Origin of the sequence: Sphingomonas sp. BK345 (assembly GCF_014193845.1) — a bacterium.
Classification (GTDB): domain Bacteria; phylum Pseudomonadota; class Alphaproteobacteria; order Sphingomonadales; family Sphingomonadaceae; genus Sphingomonas.
In genome coordinates, this window is record NZ_JACHZX010000002.1 from 184075 (window position 1) to 200467 (window position 16393).

The 16393-nt window shown below is 67.5% G+C and carries 11 protein-coding genes and 1 pseudogene; 6 read left to right on the forward strand and 6 right to left on the reverse strand.

What is annotated here, in order from left to right; genetic code table 11:
- Nucleotides 1-35: 35 nt before the first annotated feature.
- Nucleotides 36-1214 (reverse strand): LacI family DNA-binding transcriptional regulator, encoded by a 1179-nt coding sequence (locus FHY03_RS06035; RefSeq protein ID WP_183929492.1) that lies wholly within the window; start codon nucleotides 1212-1214, stop codon nucleotides 36-38.
- Between FHY03_RS06035 and hisD the strand changes: the two genes are divergently transcribed.
- Entirely contained in the window at nucleotides 1182-2489 is a 1308-nt protein-coding gene (gene hisD, locus FHY03_RS06040; RefSeq protein WP_183929494.1) for a histidinol dehydrogenase, read from the forward strand. The two genes, FHY03_RS06035 and hisD, sit on opposite strands and share 33 nt — an antisense overlap.
- A 63-nt stretch (nucleotides 2490-2552) precedes the next feature.
- On the opposite strand, the gene FHY03_RS06045 is transcribed toward hisD, so the two are convergent.
- Nucleotides 2553-3836, reverse strand: a complete 1284-nt coding sequence (locus FHY03_RS06045; RefSeq protein WP_183929496.1) for an MFS transporter — start codon at nucleotides 3834-3836, stop codon at nucleotides 2553-2555.
- Between the two features lie 245 nt (nucleotides 3837-4081).
- Between FHY03_RS06045 and FHY03_RS06050 the strand changes: the two genes are divergently transcribed.
- The gene (locus FHY03_RS06050; RefSeq protein ID WP_183929499.1) at nucleotides 4082-6436 is read left to right on the forward strand and encodes a TonB-dependent receptor; all 2355 of its coding nucleotides are present in this window, start codon (nucleotides 4082-4084) and stop codon (nucleotides 6434-6436) included.
- Between the two features lie 38 nt (nucleotides 6437-6474).
- Here FHY03_RS06050 and FHY03_RS06055 read toward each other — a convergent pair whose 3' ends face one another.
- Together FHY03_RS06055 and FHY03_RS06060 are read right to left on the reverse strand one after the other, a co-directional pair.
- A complete protein-coding gene (locus FHY03_RS06055) occupies nucleotides 6475-7836 on the reverse strand; it encodes an amidase (protein WP_183929501.1) in 1362 nt (453 codons plus the stop codon).
- Between the two features lie 61 nt (nucleotides 7837-7897).
- Entirely contained in the window at nucleotides 7898-9814 is a 1917-nt protein-coding gene (locus FHY03_RS06060) for an alpha/beta fold hydrolase (protein WP_183929503.1), read from the reverse strand.
- Nucleotides 9815-9901: 87 nt separating this feature from the next.
- Between FHY03_RS06060 and FHY03_RS06065 the strand changes: the two genes are divergently transcribed.
- Nucleotides 9902-10921: a cupin domain-containing protein gene (locus tag FHY03_RS06065; RefSeq protein WP_183929505.1), complete on the forward strand. Its 1020-nt coding sequence runs from the start codon at nucleotides 9902-9904 to the stop codon at nucleotides 10919-10921.
- A gap of 184 nt (nucleotides 10922-11105) precedes the next feature.
- Here FHY03_RS06065 and FHY03_RS06070 read toward each other — a convergent pair whose 3' ends face one another.
- Nucleotides 11106-11441 (reverse strand): TfoX/Sxy family protein, encoded by a 336-nt coding sequence (locus tag FHY03_RS06070; protein ID WP_183929507.1) that lies wholly within the window; start codon nucleotides 11439-11441, stop codon nucleotides 11106-11108.
- Between the two features lie 211 nt (nucleotides 11442-11652).
- Here FHY03_RS06070 and FHY03_RS06075 point away from each other — a divergent pair.
- Both FHY03_RS06075 and FHY03_RS06080 read left to right on the forward strand, forming a co-directional pair.
- Nucleotides 11653-12531: pseudogene (locus FHY03_RS06075) on the forward strand (YifB family Mg chelatase-like AAA ATPase); the annotation flags it as partial.
- Between the two features lie 81 nt (nucleotides 12532-12612).
- A complete protein-coding gene (locus FHY03_RS06080; protein ID WP_260158741.1) occupies nucleotides 12613-13701 on the forward strand; it encodes an energy transducer TonB in 1089 nt (362 codons plus the stop codon).
- A 6-nt stretch (nucleotides 13702-13707) separates the two neighbouring features.
- Here the strand turns inward: FHY03_RS06080 and FHY03_RS06085 are convergent, their stop codons facing one another.
- Nucleotides 13708-15030, reverse strand: a complete 1323-nt coding sequence (locus FHY03_RS06085) for a dicarboxylate/amino acid:cation symporter (RefSeq protein WP_183929509.1) — start codon at nucleotides 15028-15030, stop codon at nucleotides 13708-13710.
- A 73-nt stretch (nucleotides 15031-15103) separates the two neighbouring features.
- Between FHY03_RS06085 and FHY03_RS06090 the strand changes: the two genes are divergently transcribed.
- Nucleotides 15104-16393: a Xaa-Pro peptidase family protein gene (locus FHY03_RS06090; RefSeq protein WP_183929511.1), complete on the forward strand. Its 1290-nt coding sequence runs from the start codon at nucleotides 15104-15106 to the stop codon at nucleotides 16391-16393.

Sequence of the window (16393 nt, forward strand, 5' to 3'; positions counted from 1 at the left end):
AGCAGGCGTTTTGCGGTTCCGGATGCGCTCGCGCCTCAGGCGAGACGAGCCGACTGGCCTTCCATGAACTGGCCGCTGAACAAGCGTCGCTCAGGCGGGATGCGGGCGTCCTCGACGCGTTCCAGCAGCATGTCGACGGCCGCCTGGGTCATGCGTCGGACCGGCTGGCGGATCGAGCACAGCCGGTAGCTATTCCATCCTGCGGGATCGGTGCCGTCGAAGCCCACGACCGACAGATCGTCCGGTATCCGCAAGCCGAAGCGCTCCCGCGCAGCGTCGATTGCGCCGATCGCCATGAGATCGTTGACGCACACGACGGCATCCAGCTGCTTGGCTTCCGCCATGAGCGCGATCATAGCCTCGCCGCCGCTGGCGTAGCTGAAGTCGCCGCGCCGTTCGGGAACAATAGTGATTCCAGCTTCACCAAGCCGCGCCAGCGCGGCGCGGCGACGTTCCTCTCCGACGTAGCTGTCTGCCGGCCCGGCGACGACGGCGAAGCGCCGATGTCCGGCCGCCAGGAGCCGCTCAACCAGTTCGCGCTGCCCCGCCACCGAGTCGCACGCGACCGACGTCGCCGGAGCGCGGCCGCTCAGGCGATTGTAGAGCACCAGCGGCACGCGGTGGGCGATAAACTGCTCGACCTGCGAGTCCGTCAAATGCGCGGCGCAGATCACGCCGTCCACGCTGTGCCGCCACACCTGCTCCAGCACGCCGTCCACGTCACTCTCCGCCTCAAGCGAGAACAGCAACATGCGCAGGTCGCGCTCCGTCAGGCGGTGCGACAGCTCCGCGAGCACCTCGGGATAGTGCAGCATGGTCAGGCTCGACATGATCACGGCGACCAGATGCGTGCGTCGCGAGATCAGGCCCTGCGCCAGCGCGTTCGGGCGATAGCCCAGCTCGCCGGCGGCCTTCATGATGCGCTGGCGCGTCGCCGAGGAGATCGAGCCGTTCGGCGAGAAACACCTCGATACGGCCGATTGTGACACGCCGGCGCGGCGGGCGACGTCGTAGGAAGTCGCCCGCTTCGGCGCGCGCGTGAGGGCGGTTGCCTCGGCGGCGCCCGCCTCACCGTCATCGCTTCTGCGTCCAGCCAACCGTGCCCCCGTGACAACTGCATTCGAATTCAATAACGTCGTGTCAGCATCGCACGTCGCGACGCTCGCAGGGAGACGACGCACATGGCCGATACGGCGCCGCAGGGGTTCGAGCACAGCACCACGTATGTCAAGGCGCCGGCGCGCGACTCGATCGCCGATACCAGCGATGTGGTCGGCATCGTCGAGGCCGTCCTCGCGGACGTGAAATCGCGCGGCGACGAGGCGGTGCGCGAATATTCGATCAAATTCGACGGTGCGGAACTCGACCGCTTCGAGGTCACGCACGAGGAGAGGCTCGCAGCAGTTGCGGCACTGGAGCCGCAGACCCGCGCGGACACCGAATTCGCCATCGAGAACGTTCGGCGTTTCGCCCAGGCGCAGTTGGCGACCATGCTGCCGCTCGAGGTCGAGCCGTTGCCCGGCCTGCATCTCGGGCATCGCGTGATCGCGATCGAGCGGGTCGGCGCCTACGTGCCAGGCGGGCGCTTTCCACTGCTTTCGGCGCCGATCATGACGATCGTGCCGGGCAAGGTGGCAGGCTGTGACGAGGTGGTCGCATGCCTTCCACCAAACGCGCACCAGGCGATGATTGCGGGGTGCCATCTCTCGGGCGCCGATCGCATCTTCCGGATCGGCGGGGCCCAGGCGATCGCCGCGATGGCGTTCGGAACGGCGAGTGTGCCTCAGGTGAACAAGATCGTTGGCCCGGGCAATGCCTTCGTCAACGAGGCGAAGCGACAGGTTTTCGGACCGGTGGGCATCGACCAGCTCGCCGGACCTTCGGAGATCTTCGTGCTGGCGGACGCGAGCGGCGACCCCCGCCTCATCGCAACGGACCTGCTCGCCCAGGCGGAGCATGACGTGCGCACACGCGTCGGCCTGATCACCACCGATCGCGCCGTCGCAGAAGAGACCGCGCGCGAGGTGGAGCGTCAACTCGCGACGTTGGCGACCGCCAAGATCGCGGGCGAGAGCTGGGCCAATTACGGCGAGATCGTCCTCTGCGCCGACGAGGCCGCGATGATCGCCTACTCCGACCATGTCGCGGCGGAGCATCTCCAGGTGCATACGACCGACGCTCATGGGCTGGCCGCCAAGCTGCGGAACTATGGATCGCTGTTCATCGGCGAGAACGCCAGCGTTGTCTATTCGGACAAGACGGTGGGCACCAATCACACGCTGCCGACGATGGGCGCGGGCCGCTACACGGGCGGACTATGGGTCGGCAGCTACGTCAAGATCGCCACGCACCAGTGGCTTTCGGACGAGGCGGTGCTGAAGGTCGGCCCGCCTGCCTCGCGCCAGAGCGCGAGCGAGGGGCTGGACGGCCACATGAAGGCGGCGCAGGTCCGGGTCGACCGACTGCACCAGTCTGCGAGTCTGGCCTGAGGCCCGAAGGGGGCGGAGGGCCAAGCCGGACCGCCCCCGAATGCTCAGATCGCTGCCGGCTGGTCAGCGGGCGTCCCGCACCGATGCCGAAGCCGGGAAGACGAGATCGGCGGCTGGCATCGAGCGCTCCTGCACCTTCGACCGCAGCGTCTCGCGCTGGTTCAGCCAGATCAGGGCGGCCGCTGCGAAGGCCACAGCCGCCGACGCCATGGCGGCGGGCAGTCCGTAACGATCGGCGAGCAAGCCCGTCGCAAGCGGCGCGAAGAAGCTGATGATGCGTCCCCAGTTGAAGATCGAGGCAGCCGTGGAGCGTAGGTGGGGCGGATACAGCTCGGCCAGCCACGGACCCCAGATCACGCTCGAGCACAGCATCGATCCGTAGATGAGCCCGACGATCCGGAATAGCGTCAGGCTGGTCGGCATCGAGAGGTAAACGAGAATGGCGACGGACGCGACAAGGAAGCCGCTGGCGTTGAAGCGCCGGCCGAAGCGATCCGCCGCCCAGCCCCAGGCGAAGCCTCCGATGATGTTGCCTGCGAACTGCCAGGCGACGAGGTTTCCGGCCGCGCCGGCCGACAGACCGCGTACGCCGGTGAGATAGGTCGTGAGCCAACCGCTATAGGCCTGATAGCCGAAGAAATTCAGCCCGGTCATCGTCGCAAGCAGCAGCGTCTGTCTGCGAACCCCCGGGTGGAACAGCTCCCGTACCGGCAGCTTCTCGCCGCGGGTGACGTGCCGGTCGACAACCGATCCTGCGGGAATGAGCAGCAGCATGGCGCCAGCGAGAAGCAGCGGCGGCACGCCGCCGATCCAGAGCAGGAGATGCCAGTCATGACCGCCCAAAGCGCCAAGGGCCAAGCCGAGCGCGACGATGGACGAACTGAAGCATGCGTTGAGCATGCCGGCCACCCTGCCGCGCAGATGCTCCTCGAACAGATTCACGTAGATGCTGACCCCTACGGGGAAGACGCCGCCGGTGAAGAGGCCGAGCACGAAGCGCTGGGCAAGCAATTGCGGGTAGCTCGCCACGAGCAATCCGGACAGCAACGAGAGGCCGTAGCCCATGATGATCGCGGCGGCTACGTTGCGCCGCCCAAAGCGATCGGCGAGCTGTCCGATGAGGATCGCGCCGATCAGCGCTCCCGCTCCCTGCGCAGAGTAGGTCGAGCCAGCCTGCACGAGCGTCAGGCCGAGAGCGCTGCGTTGGAACGGTCGAAGCACGTCCACGCTGTTCCAGGCCCAGCCGTAGAGGAACTCGCCCAGCATCAGCGCCGCGAAGATGGCTAGGCGCCGCTCGCGCGAAAGCGATCGTGCCGGCCTCGGTGTCCCCTGGTTCTCGTGCGCCATCCCGTACCTCTCTCGAGACGTTAGATTGCATTCGCATGCTGTTGTAAACAGGCTTGCGAGAGAGCCTCCGAGAAGGGCCTTTTAATCGGCGGATGCTCGGCTCCTGAGCGCTTAGCCTGCCGACAGCAACATGCAGCAACTTTATCCCGCTACCCACTTGCTCCTTCATGCATCCGCATGCATTCTGCCACCACGTCGAGAGTCGCGCCGAGGAGGCGCATGTCGGCCAATGGGAGGGAAGGGCGATGAAGAGCATGCTGTGGCTTCGAAATGCGTCGGTGCTGGCCCTTGCTGCGGCCGGGCTCGGCACAGTTCCCGCGGCGGCGCAGGAGGCGCCCGCGTCGACGCCGGTCGAGGCCAGCGCATCGCAACAGTCATCGTCCTCGGCGGACCAGACCGGAGATCTCCTGCCCGGCGACGTCATCGTCACCGCGCAGCGCCGGGCCGAACGGCTGCAAGACGTGCCGATCTCGATCACGGCGGTCAGCGGGGCTGATCTGCAGCGCCTCCACGCCGACAATGTCGGGAGCCTGGAATTTATCGCGCCGGGCTTCACCTGGGGTAGCCAGGGATCGGATTCATTCCCTGCCATCCGCGGCGTACGCACGAGCCTGGTCAGTGCCCAGAACGATCCCGTGATCGGCTTCTACATCGACGGCATCTATCAAAGCCGCACGCAGCAGCAGAGCATTCCGCTCTTCGACGTCGCCCGTGTCGAGGTACAGCGCGGGCCGCAGGGAACGCTGTATGGCCGCAACACCTTCGGCGGCAATCTGAGCGTCGTTACGGCGTCGCCGACCAACAAGGTCGAAGCCGGGCTGAACGTCGACTTCGGCAACTACAACTCGCAGCGGATCGACGGCTTCGTGAACGCGCCGCTCAGCGATACGCTCGCCCTGCGCGTCGCCGGCGTCTACCAGGACCACGACGGTTACGTCCGCAGCACTGCTGGCGTCGAGATGGCCGATCTCAAGGAATATGCCGGGCGTGCCTCGCTGAAGTGGACTCCGGACAGCCAGCTGGAGGTCGAGCTGCACGGCGGCTTCTGGCGTCGCGACGATGCGGGCGCGGGCTCTTACGGCTACAAGGTGGCGGGCACGCTCATCAATCCGCAGACGGGCTACCAGTCCATCAACGGCGTGCCCTATGCCGTGAACCCTTCTGTGAAGAACGGCTCCGTCCTCGTGAACGGGGTGGATGTCGGCGTGGCAGTCACGCCCGGACCCTACACCAACGACTGGGACTATCAGCCGTTCGAGCATCTGCGCGAGAACTATGGTTCGGGCACGATCAGCTACGATCTCGGTGGCGCTACGGTGAGATCCATCACGGGCTACACCTTCTTCCGAGCGCACCGCAGCGCCGACAACGACCAGAGCAGCGTGGTCTTCCAGGCGCCCGCGATCGGCTTCGGCTCAGGGCAACAGGAGCCCAACACGCGTGCGAAGACGTTCACGCAGGAGGTGCAGCTGGTCTCCAACAGCACCGATCCCTTCCAGTGGATCATCGGCGGCTACTATCTGCATGACGACATCTTCGAGACGTACCAGCAGAAGATCGACGCACCCGGCTCCGTCGTTCCGGGATTCCGTGCCGACGCGGCGCTCAAGACGAACGCCTATGCCGCTTATGCTCAGGGAACCTACGCGATCGTGCCCGAGACGCTGCGCGTGATCGGTGGCATCCGCTACTCGTACGAGAAGAAGTCGTTCGACTTCGCCGATTTCGCGGACGGGATCCCCAACACGTACGAGTTCACGACCCCGTACAGCGTGACCTCCGGTTCGCCGTCGTTCGACAGCGTGACCTGGCGGGCCGGTCTTCAGTACACGCCGGATCGCAGGACCATGGTGTATGCCACCGCCTCGACCGGCTTCGCCTCGGGCGGGGTCAACGACACGGGAGGGGACGCCGCCATCCCCGCTTCGTACACGCCGCAGAAGGTGAACGCTTACGAGGCAGGCATCAAAAACCAGTTCCTGAACGGACGCATTCAGACCGAGCTGGCACTCTATTACAACAAGTACACCGACCTGCAGATCAACGTGTACACGCCTTTGGTGTCGTACTTCGGAAGCGCCGGCCGCGCGCGAAGCTACGGCGGTGAGGTGACGCTGCGCACCTTGCCCCTGCCGGATTTGCACATCGACGTCACAGCGGCATATCTTAACGGTAAGTACACCCGCTACATCAGCGGCAACAACTTCTACGGCGCCTCGAACGGGCAGGATCCGGTCTCGCTTGATCTGTCCGGGCGCCGCATCCCGCAGTCGCCCAAGCTGAAGACGACCGTGGCAGTCTACTACGACATCAATCTCGGGAGCGCGGGTACGATCGCGCCCTATGCCAACTGGTTGCACTCGAGCAGCTACTTCACGACCGACTTCAACACCGTGCTCGACTTACAGAGGGCGTATGACAAGTTCGACGTGTCGCTGCGCTGGACGGAGGCAGGCGGCCGCTTCTACGTGGAGGGTTACGGCAACAACGTCACCGACCGGGCGGTTCTGCTGAGCGCCGTGGTAGGGCGCGCCCAGCGCGTGCAGGTCTCTTACGGCCCGCCCGCAACCTACGGGGTACGTGCGGGCGTGAAGTTCTGACGCACGAGCCGAACCGGCCGCCTGCAAGCGGCCGGTCCTCAGAGTCTAGGTGTGGGGCGGGCGGCGAAAGCCTCGATCGCTCGGCCGAGCGCGAAGAGCGTCGCTTCGGCGTAAGGGCGGCCGAGGAGCTCTGCCGACAGCGGCATCCCGCCGCTCGAGCGACCCACCGGGACCGTTAGCGCCGGCCAGCCGCTGCACGCGGCTAGTTCGGGAGCCCACCCGCCCTTCGGGTTTTCCATCGAGGAAGGAAGGACGGCCGAGGGCGGGTAGAGGAGGGCGTCGAAGCCGTCGCTCTCCATCACTCGCGTCAGGGCGGACCTCAGCTCTGCGTGGCGCGCCAGGATGGCGGCTCTCACAGAGGCGCTTCGCGGTGCCGCGCGCGCGCGCAGGACCTCTTCATACTCCAGGAGAAACTCTCGCTCGGCGATCACCGCCGCCAGCGAAGCGGGAGCCGTGCCCGGCCGAAAATTGCTCCTGAGGTAAGCATCGAATGAGGGGCCGAACTCCTCGTCCACGATATGGTCTCCGCGCGGCAGGACCGCGTCCGGCAGGTCCGGCGCCGCAGCGACCTCGACGCCTGCGGCGTGCAGCGCGGCCGTCGCCCGGTCGATCCCTGCGGCGATCTCGCCGGATGTACCGAGCAGCTGGCGCAGGATGCCGACCCGCATGCCGGCGCGCGCGTCCGACGACGGTGATCGCGCCGCCGCAAGCAGGCCTAACATCGTCGCCGCGTCGTCCACGCTGCGGGTGATCGTGCCGACGGTGTCCGTGGAAGGCGCGAGCGGTGCGACCCCGATGGTCGGTATCGTGCCCCATGTCGGTCGCAGCCCCACCAGCCCGTTGTAGGCGGCCGGTACGCGGATCGAGCCTCCTGTGTCGGTGCCCAGCCCGGCCAAGGCGAACCCGGCCGCGACCGCGACAGCGGTGCCGCCGCTGGAGCCGCCCGACGTGACCGACGGCGAAAAAGGGTTGCGCGTATCGCCACCTAGTGAACTGCGCGACCGGATCTCGAATGAGAATTCCGACAGATTCGTCTTGCCAACGACGATCGCGCCCGCAGCCAGGAGGGCGTGCAGGGCGGGTGCGGTCCGCCAAGGCATGGCCGCCTTCAGGGCGCGGCAGCCCGAGGTGGTTGGCATGCCTGCTAGGTCGATGTTGTCCTTCACCGCGATCGGCACGCCGTGGAGGGCGCCCAAGCGGACGCCCCGTCGGCGCGCGCCATCGCGATCGCTCGCTACGTCCTGAGCGTCCGGGCTGACGCGGAGCATGGCGGAGAGGGTCAGGCCGGCGCGGTCGTGCGCGGCGATCCGCGCGAGACACGCCGCGACTTCGGCGCCCGCGCTGTCCCGTCCAGCCTCGCAGCTGCTGAGGAAGGCGCGAATGTCGTGACCATCGTCCATGGTGCCGCCGATCCGTTCGATGCAATGGAACGGCGCGCCCCGGAGAGTGCGCCGCTACGCGTCAGCCGGCGGCGCGCTGCAGGGCCGCGAGCTTGATCTGCGCCAGCATCGACAGCTCGTCGTAGACCGACCATTCGTCGATGATCTTGCCGTCGCAGACGTGATAATGGCTGACGCCCATTACGAACAGCGGGTGGCCGGTCGGGGCGCCGAGCGGCCCGTAGCCGAGATGATGCCCGTCTAGCGTCCAGCGTACGGCGTATTTCGTGCCGCCTTCCTCACTCTCGACCGAGCAGATGTGCTGGGGCACGTAGAAGCCGTCCGGGATGAGCGCGATGAGCCGCATCGTCTGCTGCAGCACCGCCGCGACGCCGTAATACTCGCGCATAAGCGGTCCGTGCCACTGGCAATTTGGTGCGTAGAGCTCGTGGATGCGCCCGAACATCCGCTTGTTGTAGATGTGGTGGAGGTCACGTAGCAGCTGCGCCTCGCCATCGTTGTGGGCGATGGACGTGTCCGCGTCGGTCTCGGGCGGGTATTGGCCCAGAAGACGCCGGTTCTCGACGACCTCCATGATCGGCTCACCCGCCTCGAACTTCCGGACCGCGATGTCCTGCGCGTAGGCGTGCGGATCCAGGCCAAGCTGGATAACCGGGCCCATGTTGTCGCGCACGATCCACTCCTTGTAGATCTTGTTCTCCAGGATCATGCAGTCGGCGACCGTTCGCGTCAGGAAGGTTCGTCCCGTCGGCTTGCCGTACATGCCGAACTGCGAATGCCGGCCCTGTCCGTGCGTCATGTGGCTGGTGTAGAAGCCGTCGCGATCATTGCCGCGCCAGATGACCTGCTGCGCGAGGCCGCGGCGGTCCGGGAACTCGACGAGGCGCTGGATCGTGTCGCGGATGTGCGTCTCGCGGTCGTACATCGTGCCCATGGTGGTGTAGGCGACGCAGTTGTGCGTGTAATGCGTGTAGATTAGCCCGACGTCGCGCTCGTCCCAGATCCGATGGGTGCATCGGACGATGTAGTCGACGATGTCGGTGTAGATCGGGTCGAAGCCTTGCATGCCCTGCACTCGTTCCCGGTCCGTCGGCACGAGTTCGGTGAAGTCGCGGCGCTCGACCTGCAGGACGGCTCCGTTCTGCTGGCCCTCATTTGTCGCCGACGGTTGGCTGGACTGATCGTGCGTTGCGGCCTTGGTCATCTCATCTCCTGTGCGACGCGTCGTTGATGGCAGGTTAGCAGAGGCTGCGGCGTGATCGACGCGTGCGAGCCAGGTCGCGACGTGTACCGCGACATCGTCGGGACTCTCCAGCGGCGCGAAGTGGCCGACCCCGTCAAGCAGTACCAGCGCTGCATCCGGCAGCCCCTCGGCAAGCTCATGCTGCAGTGTCGGCGGGCAGAGCACGTCCTGCGCGCCGCCGAGTACGAGGGCGGGCATGGTCAGTCCGGCGAGGAGCGGGCGCTTGTCCGTCCGGATAGCGGCGAGCTTCTCCTGTGCCGCATGCGTCCGCGCATCGAAGGTCGCCGCCATGTCCTCGAGCAGCCGGCGGAGGCCGCCGTCATCGCCGCGAGCCGAACCGAAGGCGCGAGGCGCTAGCGCGGCGATGGCCGCAGAAGGAGGTCCGGGGTGAGGAGGAGCGTCGCCGGCCCGGGCTCTCGCGTTGCTGTTCACGAGCGCCAGCCCGACGACCCGGTCCGGCGCCATGAGCGCCAGCTCGAGCGCCACCAGCCCGCCGAGCGAGAAGCCGAGAAGGGCGAAACGCGCCGGCAAGCGCGCGAGCAGCCGCCGGGCGGCGGCGACCGGGTCGTCGCCGTCGATCGGGAGCGTCATGCTCAGGCGCTCGTCCAGATGGGACAGCAGCGGAGCGAAGAGCCGTTCGTCGCACAGCGTACCCGGCAGCAGCACGAGCGGCACGGGCGCCGCCGATGTCTTACTCAGAGGGGGCTGCGCGATGGTGTTCACGTCGTCCTTCATGCCTCCCGAGGAGTTGTCTTGCATGCCGATCACAAGTGCTCTAGCTGTTGTGCATTCGGATGCAAGACGTTTTCCATAGCGGCGGAGATGGATGTGAACTGGACTGAGGAAGCCATGAAGGCTCGCCTGGTGCGCTATGCCGATCTGGTGCCGTGCCGCACCGCGTTCATCGACACCCGCACGCCCGGATCGACCGAGAAGGAGAACTTCACGATCATCGGTGCGGGCGTCTCGGAAAGCGCTGACCAGCACGTTCACATCACGGAGCGCCACGGCTTCAACATCGGTGCCGCGCGTCAGCCGTTTGGCTGCGTCAACTCGCAGCACAGCCATGACACCGCCGAGGTCTTCGTCGTCCACTCCGGTCGCTGGCGCCTGCCGTTCGGACCCAACAAGGAGGACGGATCCATCGAGATCGGTCCGGGCGACGTCGCCTCGGTGCCGATCCACATGTTCCGCGGATTCGAGAAACTCGACGAAGGCATCGGCTTTCTCTTCACGGTGTTGGGCGAGGATGATCCCGGGAAGGTCACTTGGGCGCCAGCCGTCTTCGAGGCGGCGTCGGAGCATGGTCTCAAGCTGGCGAAGGGCGGCCGACTGATCGACACGTCGCGCGGCGAATACACACTGGAGGACGTGGAGTTGGCCGAGGCGACGGGCGCCGACGCCGCGTCCGAACTGAAAACCCCGCCGATGGAGAAGATGCGGGAATGCGTGGCCTCTGCGGAGGACATGATCGCCAATCCCCGGTCGCCGCTGGCGAGCGAGGGGGTCGACGAGGCCGGTGTGATCACACCGACGGCGACCGGCGACGGTTTTCCGGCGGGTCCGATCGCGGGCTGGTGGCCACACGGCTTCAACCTGCGTCGGCTGACGATGACGACGGGCGCCTATGTGCCGCTGCACGCCCGGTCCGAGGTCGAGGTCCTGTTCGTGCACGAAGGCACGCTGGAGGTCAGCTGGGATCAGGGCGCGATCATCATGGGTGCGGGCGACACGCTCAGCGTACCTGTCGGTTTACCGCATGGTTTCCGAAACACAGCATCGGTCGATATGAAAGCATTTGTGGTCCGCGGCGGAGACTCGCCGGGTATGCCAATCTTCTGAAAGGCACCATAGGCCCTCGTCCAACGGGCACATGAGCTTCAGTCACGAACGAAGCTATGATGAGCCGGGAAAGCTGCCGCGCATTTGCCAGGCCAGCGGCGCAGAGATGAACAAATGGCCGAAGTTGGAAGCCGGACAGGGCACTGGAAATAACTCCTTTTGGGTCTCAGTCCGCCAGGTGCACTTACGCGCCTCGTTTTGGCTTCCGCGGTCTGGGTGTGGGTAGCTCGGCAGCCGTGACGCGCAGCAACTCGCCGAGCCATTCAGCATTATCCCATCGATCGGCCGTGATGAGCATCTGCGGTTTGGCTCCGGGGTAGGGCGGTGCGTCTGACACCGGTTCGGCGTAGGTGCGGCCCGACTTCGTCGGCTTGACGAAGAGCTGATCATCGCAGACCGAACCAATCATCTTGCCGTCAACGTACACGCCGTACTCGCCGAACATGGGCTTGGCCGTCACCCCGCCGACGCCAGTCGCTTGCTCAAGCAGGAAGTCGATTGTGCGTTGCTGCGTCGCCATGGCCGGAACTTAACAGACGAGCGCTGCCGCGCGCAACGAAGCGACGATAGCCTCCGAAGCCGGTCACGGTGAACGAGCTGCCGCTTTCAGGAAGGGGTCAAGCTGGGGCTAAACGGCCGATTGTGGGTCTTCTTTCCTGCACTCGTTAGAAGCTCATTGGAAAAACATTTTGACCCTCACAGCACGCGTCATGGTAGGTGTAGCCGTATCCGACCTGCTGTTCGTCGGCCCACCGGGAGCAGGCAAGTCGCTGATGGCGGCCTGCCTGCCCGGCATCCTGCCGCCGCTCGACTCGGTCGAGGCGCTGGAAGTGTCGATGGTCCAGTCGGTCGCGGGCACGCTCGCGGGCGGCGCGCTGACGCGCATGCGTCCATTCCGCGCCCCGCATCATTCGGCGAGCATCGCGGCGCTGACCGGCGGTGGCCTGCGTGTTCGACCGGGCGAGGTGAGCCTCGCGCACAACGGCGTGCTGTTCCTCGACGAGCTGCCCGAGTTCCAGCGCGCAGTGCTCGACTCGCTGCGCCAGCCGCTCGAGAGCGGCACCGTCAGCATCGCTCGCGCCAACGCGCACGTGACCTATCCCGCGCGGGTGCAGCTGGTGGCGGCGATGAACCCGTGCCGCTGCGGCCATCTCGGCGATCCCGCGCTGTCGTGCGGGCGCGCGCCGCGCTGCGCCGTCGACTATCAGGCGCGGGTCTCCGGGCCGCTGCTCGACCGGATCGACCTGCACGTCGAAGTCGCCGCGCTGACCGCGCTGGAGCTGGCGCTGCCGCCCGCGGAGGAGGGCTCGGCCGAGGTCGGCCCGCGGGTCGCCGCCGCGCGCGAGGTGCAGCGCGCGCGGCTCGCGGGCACCGGGCTGCGCACCAACGCCGAGCTCGACGGCGACCTGCTCGATCGCTTCGCCACACCCGACGACGCTGGACGGGCGCTGCTGGTCGAGGCCGCGACGACGCTGCGGCTGTCGGCACGCGGCTACACCCGCGTGCTGCGGACGAGCCGCACGATCGCCGATCTGGCCGGCTCCGAGCCGGTCCGCCGGGCGCATGTCGCCGAGGCGCTGAGCTATCGGCGGCGGGCTGCAGTGGGATAACCGCATCGGAGCAAATTCACGTTGCCAGTCGTGCGACGGCAGAGGAAGGTCCCGCGCTACGATGCTGGGAGCTCACCTGGAATGATGCTCGTCGCGCTGCTCGCCGCTTACACGCAGGTTCCACCTCCGCCTTATTACCCACATCACGAGATGCCACGGCAGCTGCTGAGCTGGAGCGCCGGCGAGGTCCGCTGCGACGGTCTCCCGGTCACGGTCACCGGTTTGCGCCAACCTTCCGTCGAGCTGTTGTGGGGCGCGGGGCAGACCCGCGCCTCTGCGACGCTGGTGTTCGCACTCGACCCGACCGGCCGCCCGACCTCGATCCGACCCGAAGCGAAGGAGGTTGCGCCGAGCGCGGACCTCGCACCCGCGCTGGCCGCCTCCCGCTTCGCCGCGGGCGCATCGCGGACGAACTGCGTGATCACCTACACGCCGACGATCGCTCCGCTCGCCGAGGCGGCGATCGGCGACCTCATCGCCTACACGCTCGCGCCCGACAATGGCACGATGCCGCAGGAAGGGTGGGATCGCGTGCGACTAGCGGGCACGTGTCTCGATCTGCCGCGACCCGAGGCGCTTCTCCGCGCGCTGCCAGACTTCCGTAACATCAGCGCCACTCCGGGTGCGCGCGACTGGACGATGGTCCGGTACGACACCGACGCGCGTGGGCGGCCGCGTGGCACGCACGTGATCCACGGCACCGGCAACCCCGCCCTCGACGCCGCCGCGATGAGCGCGACTCGCGCCAGCCGCTTCACCGGGGGTGCGCGCACCGGCTGCCAATATCCGTACTGGCTCCGCCCCGCCAAGCTCGTCGCACCCGAGCTTTCCGAGGCGGCGCGCGCCGCGGAGGATGGCCCTGATTGTCCTCATCGGCCGGCATTCCTGACGCCGCCGCGGCTCACCTTTCCCGAGCCCTACCGTCGCCGTATGATCGAGGGCTGGGCGGTGATCCGCTTCGATGTCGCACCATGGGGCGAGATCGGACATCTCAGCGTGGTCGCGTCCGAGCCGACCGCCGACTTCGGCAGTCAAGCCATTATCGTGATGCGATCCGCCACGCTGCCTCCCTCCGACCACGGCCGCAGCGGCTGCGTCGATCGCGTGCGCTTTGTGATGGGACCGGACGATATGCCAGACCCGTCGGGGCAGCCGCGGCCGAGCTACTGACGCCCCTCACACGTCGCCGAACCGCTCGACCGGGCGCGCCGGGCCGTCGCCCGCGGGCGCGCGCGCCGGCTCGACCGCGACCGGCTCGGGTGGGTCGAAGCCGCCCTCCCACTTGGCGATCACCGCGCTCGCCACCGCATTGCCGATCACGTTGGTGGCGGTGCGACCCATGTCGAGGAAGTGATCGATCGCGAGGATCAGCAGCAGCCCCGCCTCGGGCAGGTGGAACATCGGCAGCGTCGCCGCTATCACCACCAGGCTCGCACGCGGCACTCCCGCGATGCCCTTGCTGGTCACCATCAGCACCAGCAGCATCGTCACCATCTGCCCCAGCGACATGTCGATGCCATAGGCCTGGGCGATGAACAGCGACGCGAAGGTCATGTAGATCATCGACCCGTCGAGGTTGAACGAATAGCCCAGCGGCAGCACGAAGCTGGCGATCCGCGGCGGCACACCGAAGCGGTCGAGTGCCTCGAGCATGCGCGGATAGGCCGCCTCCGACGAGGCGGTGGAGAAAGCCACCAGCAGCGGCTCTCGCACGTGGCGGATCAGCGCCCCGATGCGCGAGCCCAGGAACAGGAAACCGATACCCAGCAGCGCCGCCCACAGCACCAGTAGGGTAAGATAGAAGCTGCCCATGAAGTAGGCGAGCTGGCCGATCACGTCGGGCCCGCGCTCGGTCAGCGTGCCGGCGACGGCGGCGAACACCGCCAGCGGTGCGACGCGCATGACATAGTCGGTCACCTGCAGCATGACATGGACCAGAGCGTCGATCGCGCGCACCAAGGGCGCCGCCTTCTCGCCCACCGCGGTGATCGCGACGCCGACGAAGACCGACATCACGACGATCTGGAGGATCTCGTTCTTCGCCATCGCGTCGACCATCGAGGACGGCACGATATGGGTGAAGAAGTCCTTGAGGTTGAACGCCGCGGTCTCAAGCCCGCTGGTGCCGCCCGCGGCTGGCAGCGCGAGCCCGACGCCGACGCCGGGCTGGAGCAGGTTGACCATGATCAGCCCGAGCGTCAGCGAAAGCAGGCTGGCCGAGAGGAACCAGGCGAGGCTGCGCGCGCCGATCCGGCCGAGCGCGCGCGTGTCGCCCATCTGCGCGATGCCCGACACCAGCGTGGCGAACACCAAAGGCGCGATGATCATCTTGATCAGCCGCAGGAAGAGCGTGGTGACGATCGAGAAATAACCGGCGACCTCGGTGGCCCGTGTCGCTCCCGCGGGCGTGCCGTCGTCGAGCCACACGTTAAGCACGAGGCCCAGCACGAGGCCGAGCGCGAGCCCGACGAGGATGTAGAGGGTCAGCCGTCTGGCCATTCGTCGCTCCGGTTGATGCGCGCGCGAGGGAAGGGGATTGCGAGCACTCGGTCAAGCGCCCTAGTGCCGGCACATGACGACGCGAAGCCCTTATCGCCCCGCCCGCCGTGACGTGCTGACGGGCGGTGCCGCGCTGCTCGCCGGGACCGGGGCCGTGCCGACCGACGCTGCGGCCGCGGTGGTGCGTGCCGCCGCGCCCGATCTCGCCGCGCTGGGTGACCTCACCACCAACGCGCGCCCGATCGACGGCGCCGAGCGCGCGTCGCGGCTGGAACGAGCGCAGGCGCTGATGCGCGCGCACGGGATCGGTGCGGTGCTGATCGAGCCGGGATCGAGCCTGATCTATTTTACCGGCGTGCGGTGGGGGCGCAGCGAGCGGCTCACCGCCGCGATCCTGCCGGTCGAGGGCGAGCCGTGCATCGTCACGCCCTTCTTCGAGGAACCGTCGGTTCGCCAGACACTGGCGGTGCCGGCCGAGGTGCGCGTGTGGCAGGAAGACCAGGACCCGCTCACGACGGTCGCGGGCTTCCTGCGCGACCGCGGGCTGGCGGCGCGCCCGGTCGGCGTCGAGGAGAGCGTGCGCTATTTCGTCTACGCCGGCCTGGCGCGCGCGCTGCCGGGGGCGCGGCTGGTCAGCGCCAACCCGGTCGTGCGCGGCTGCCGCATGATCAAGACCGCCGCCGAGATCGCGCTGATGCAGCGCGCTACCGAGGTGACGCTCGCGGCCTATCGCTGGACCTATCCGCGGGTCGAGAAGGGCATGACCGGTCAGCAGATCGGCGCGCTGATGACCGCCGCGACCGAGAAGCTCGGCGGCGAACTAGAGTTCGCTCTGGCGCTGATCGGCCCCGCCGCGGCGTTGCCGCACGGCAGCCGCGAGGTGATCCGGGTGGCCGATGGGCAGGTGGTGCTGATGGACTGCGGCTGCACCGTCCAGGGTTATCAGTCCGACGTGTCGCGCACCTGGGTACACGGCAGCGCCTCGTCCGAGCAGCGGCGGGTGTGGGAGGAGGTGAAGGCGGCGCAGGCGCTCGCGTTTCGCACCGCACGGGTGGGGGGCGCGGCGGGCGCGGTCGACGATGCGGTGCGCGGCTATTACGAGCCGCTCGGCTACGGCCCGGGATACCGCCTGCCGGGCCTCTCGCATCGCACCGGACACGGCATCGGCATGGACGGGCACGAGCCGGTCAACCTCGTCCACGGCGAGATGACCCGGCTCGCGCCGGGCATGTGCTTCTCGGACGAACCCGGCCTGTACCTGCCCGGCAAGTTCGGCGTGCGGCTGGAGGATTGCTTCCACGTCACCGCGGACGGCCCGCGCTGGTTCAGCGAGCCGCCCGAGTCGATCGAGCGGCCCGTCTGA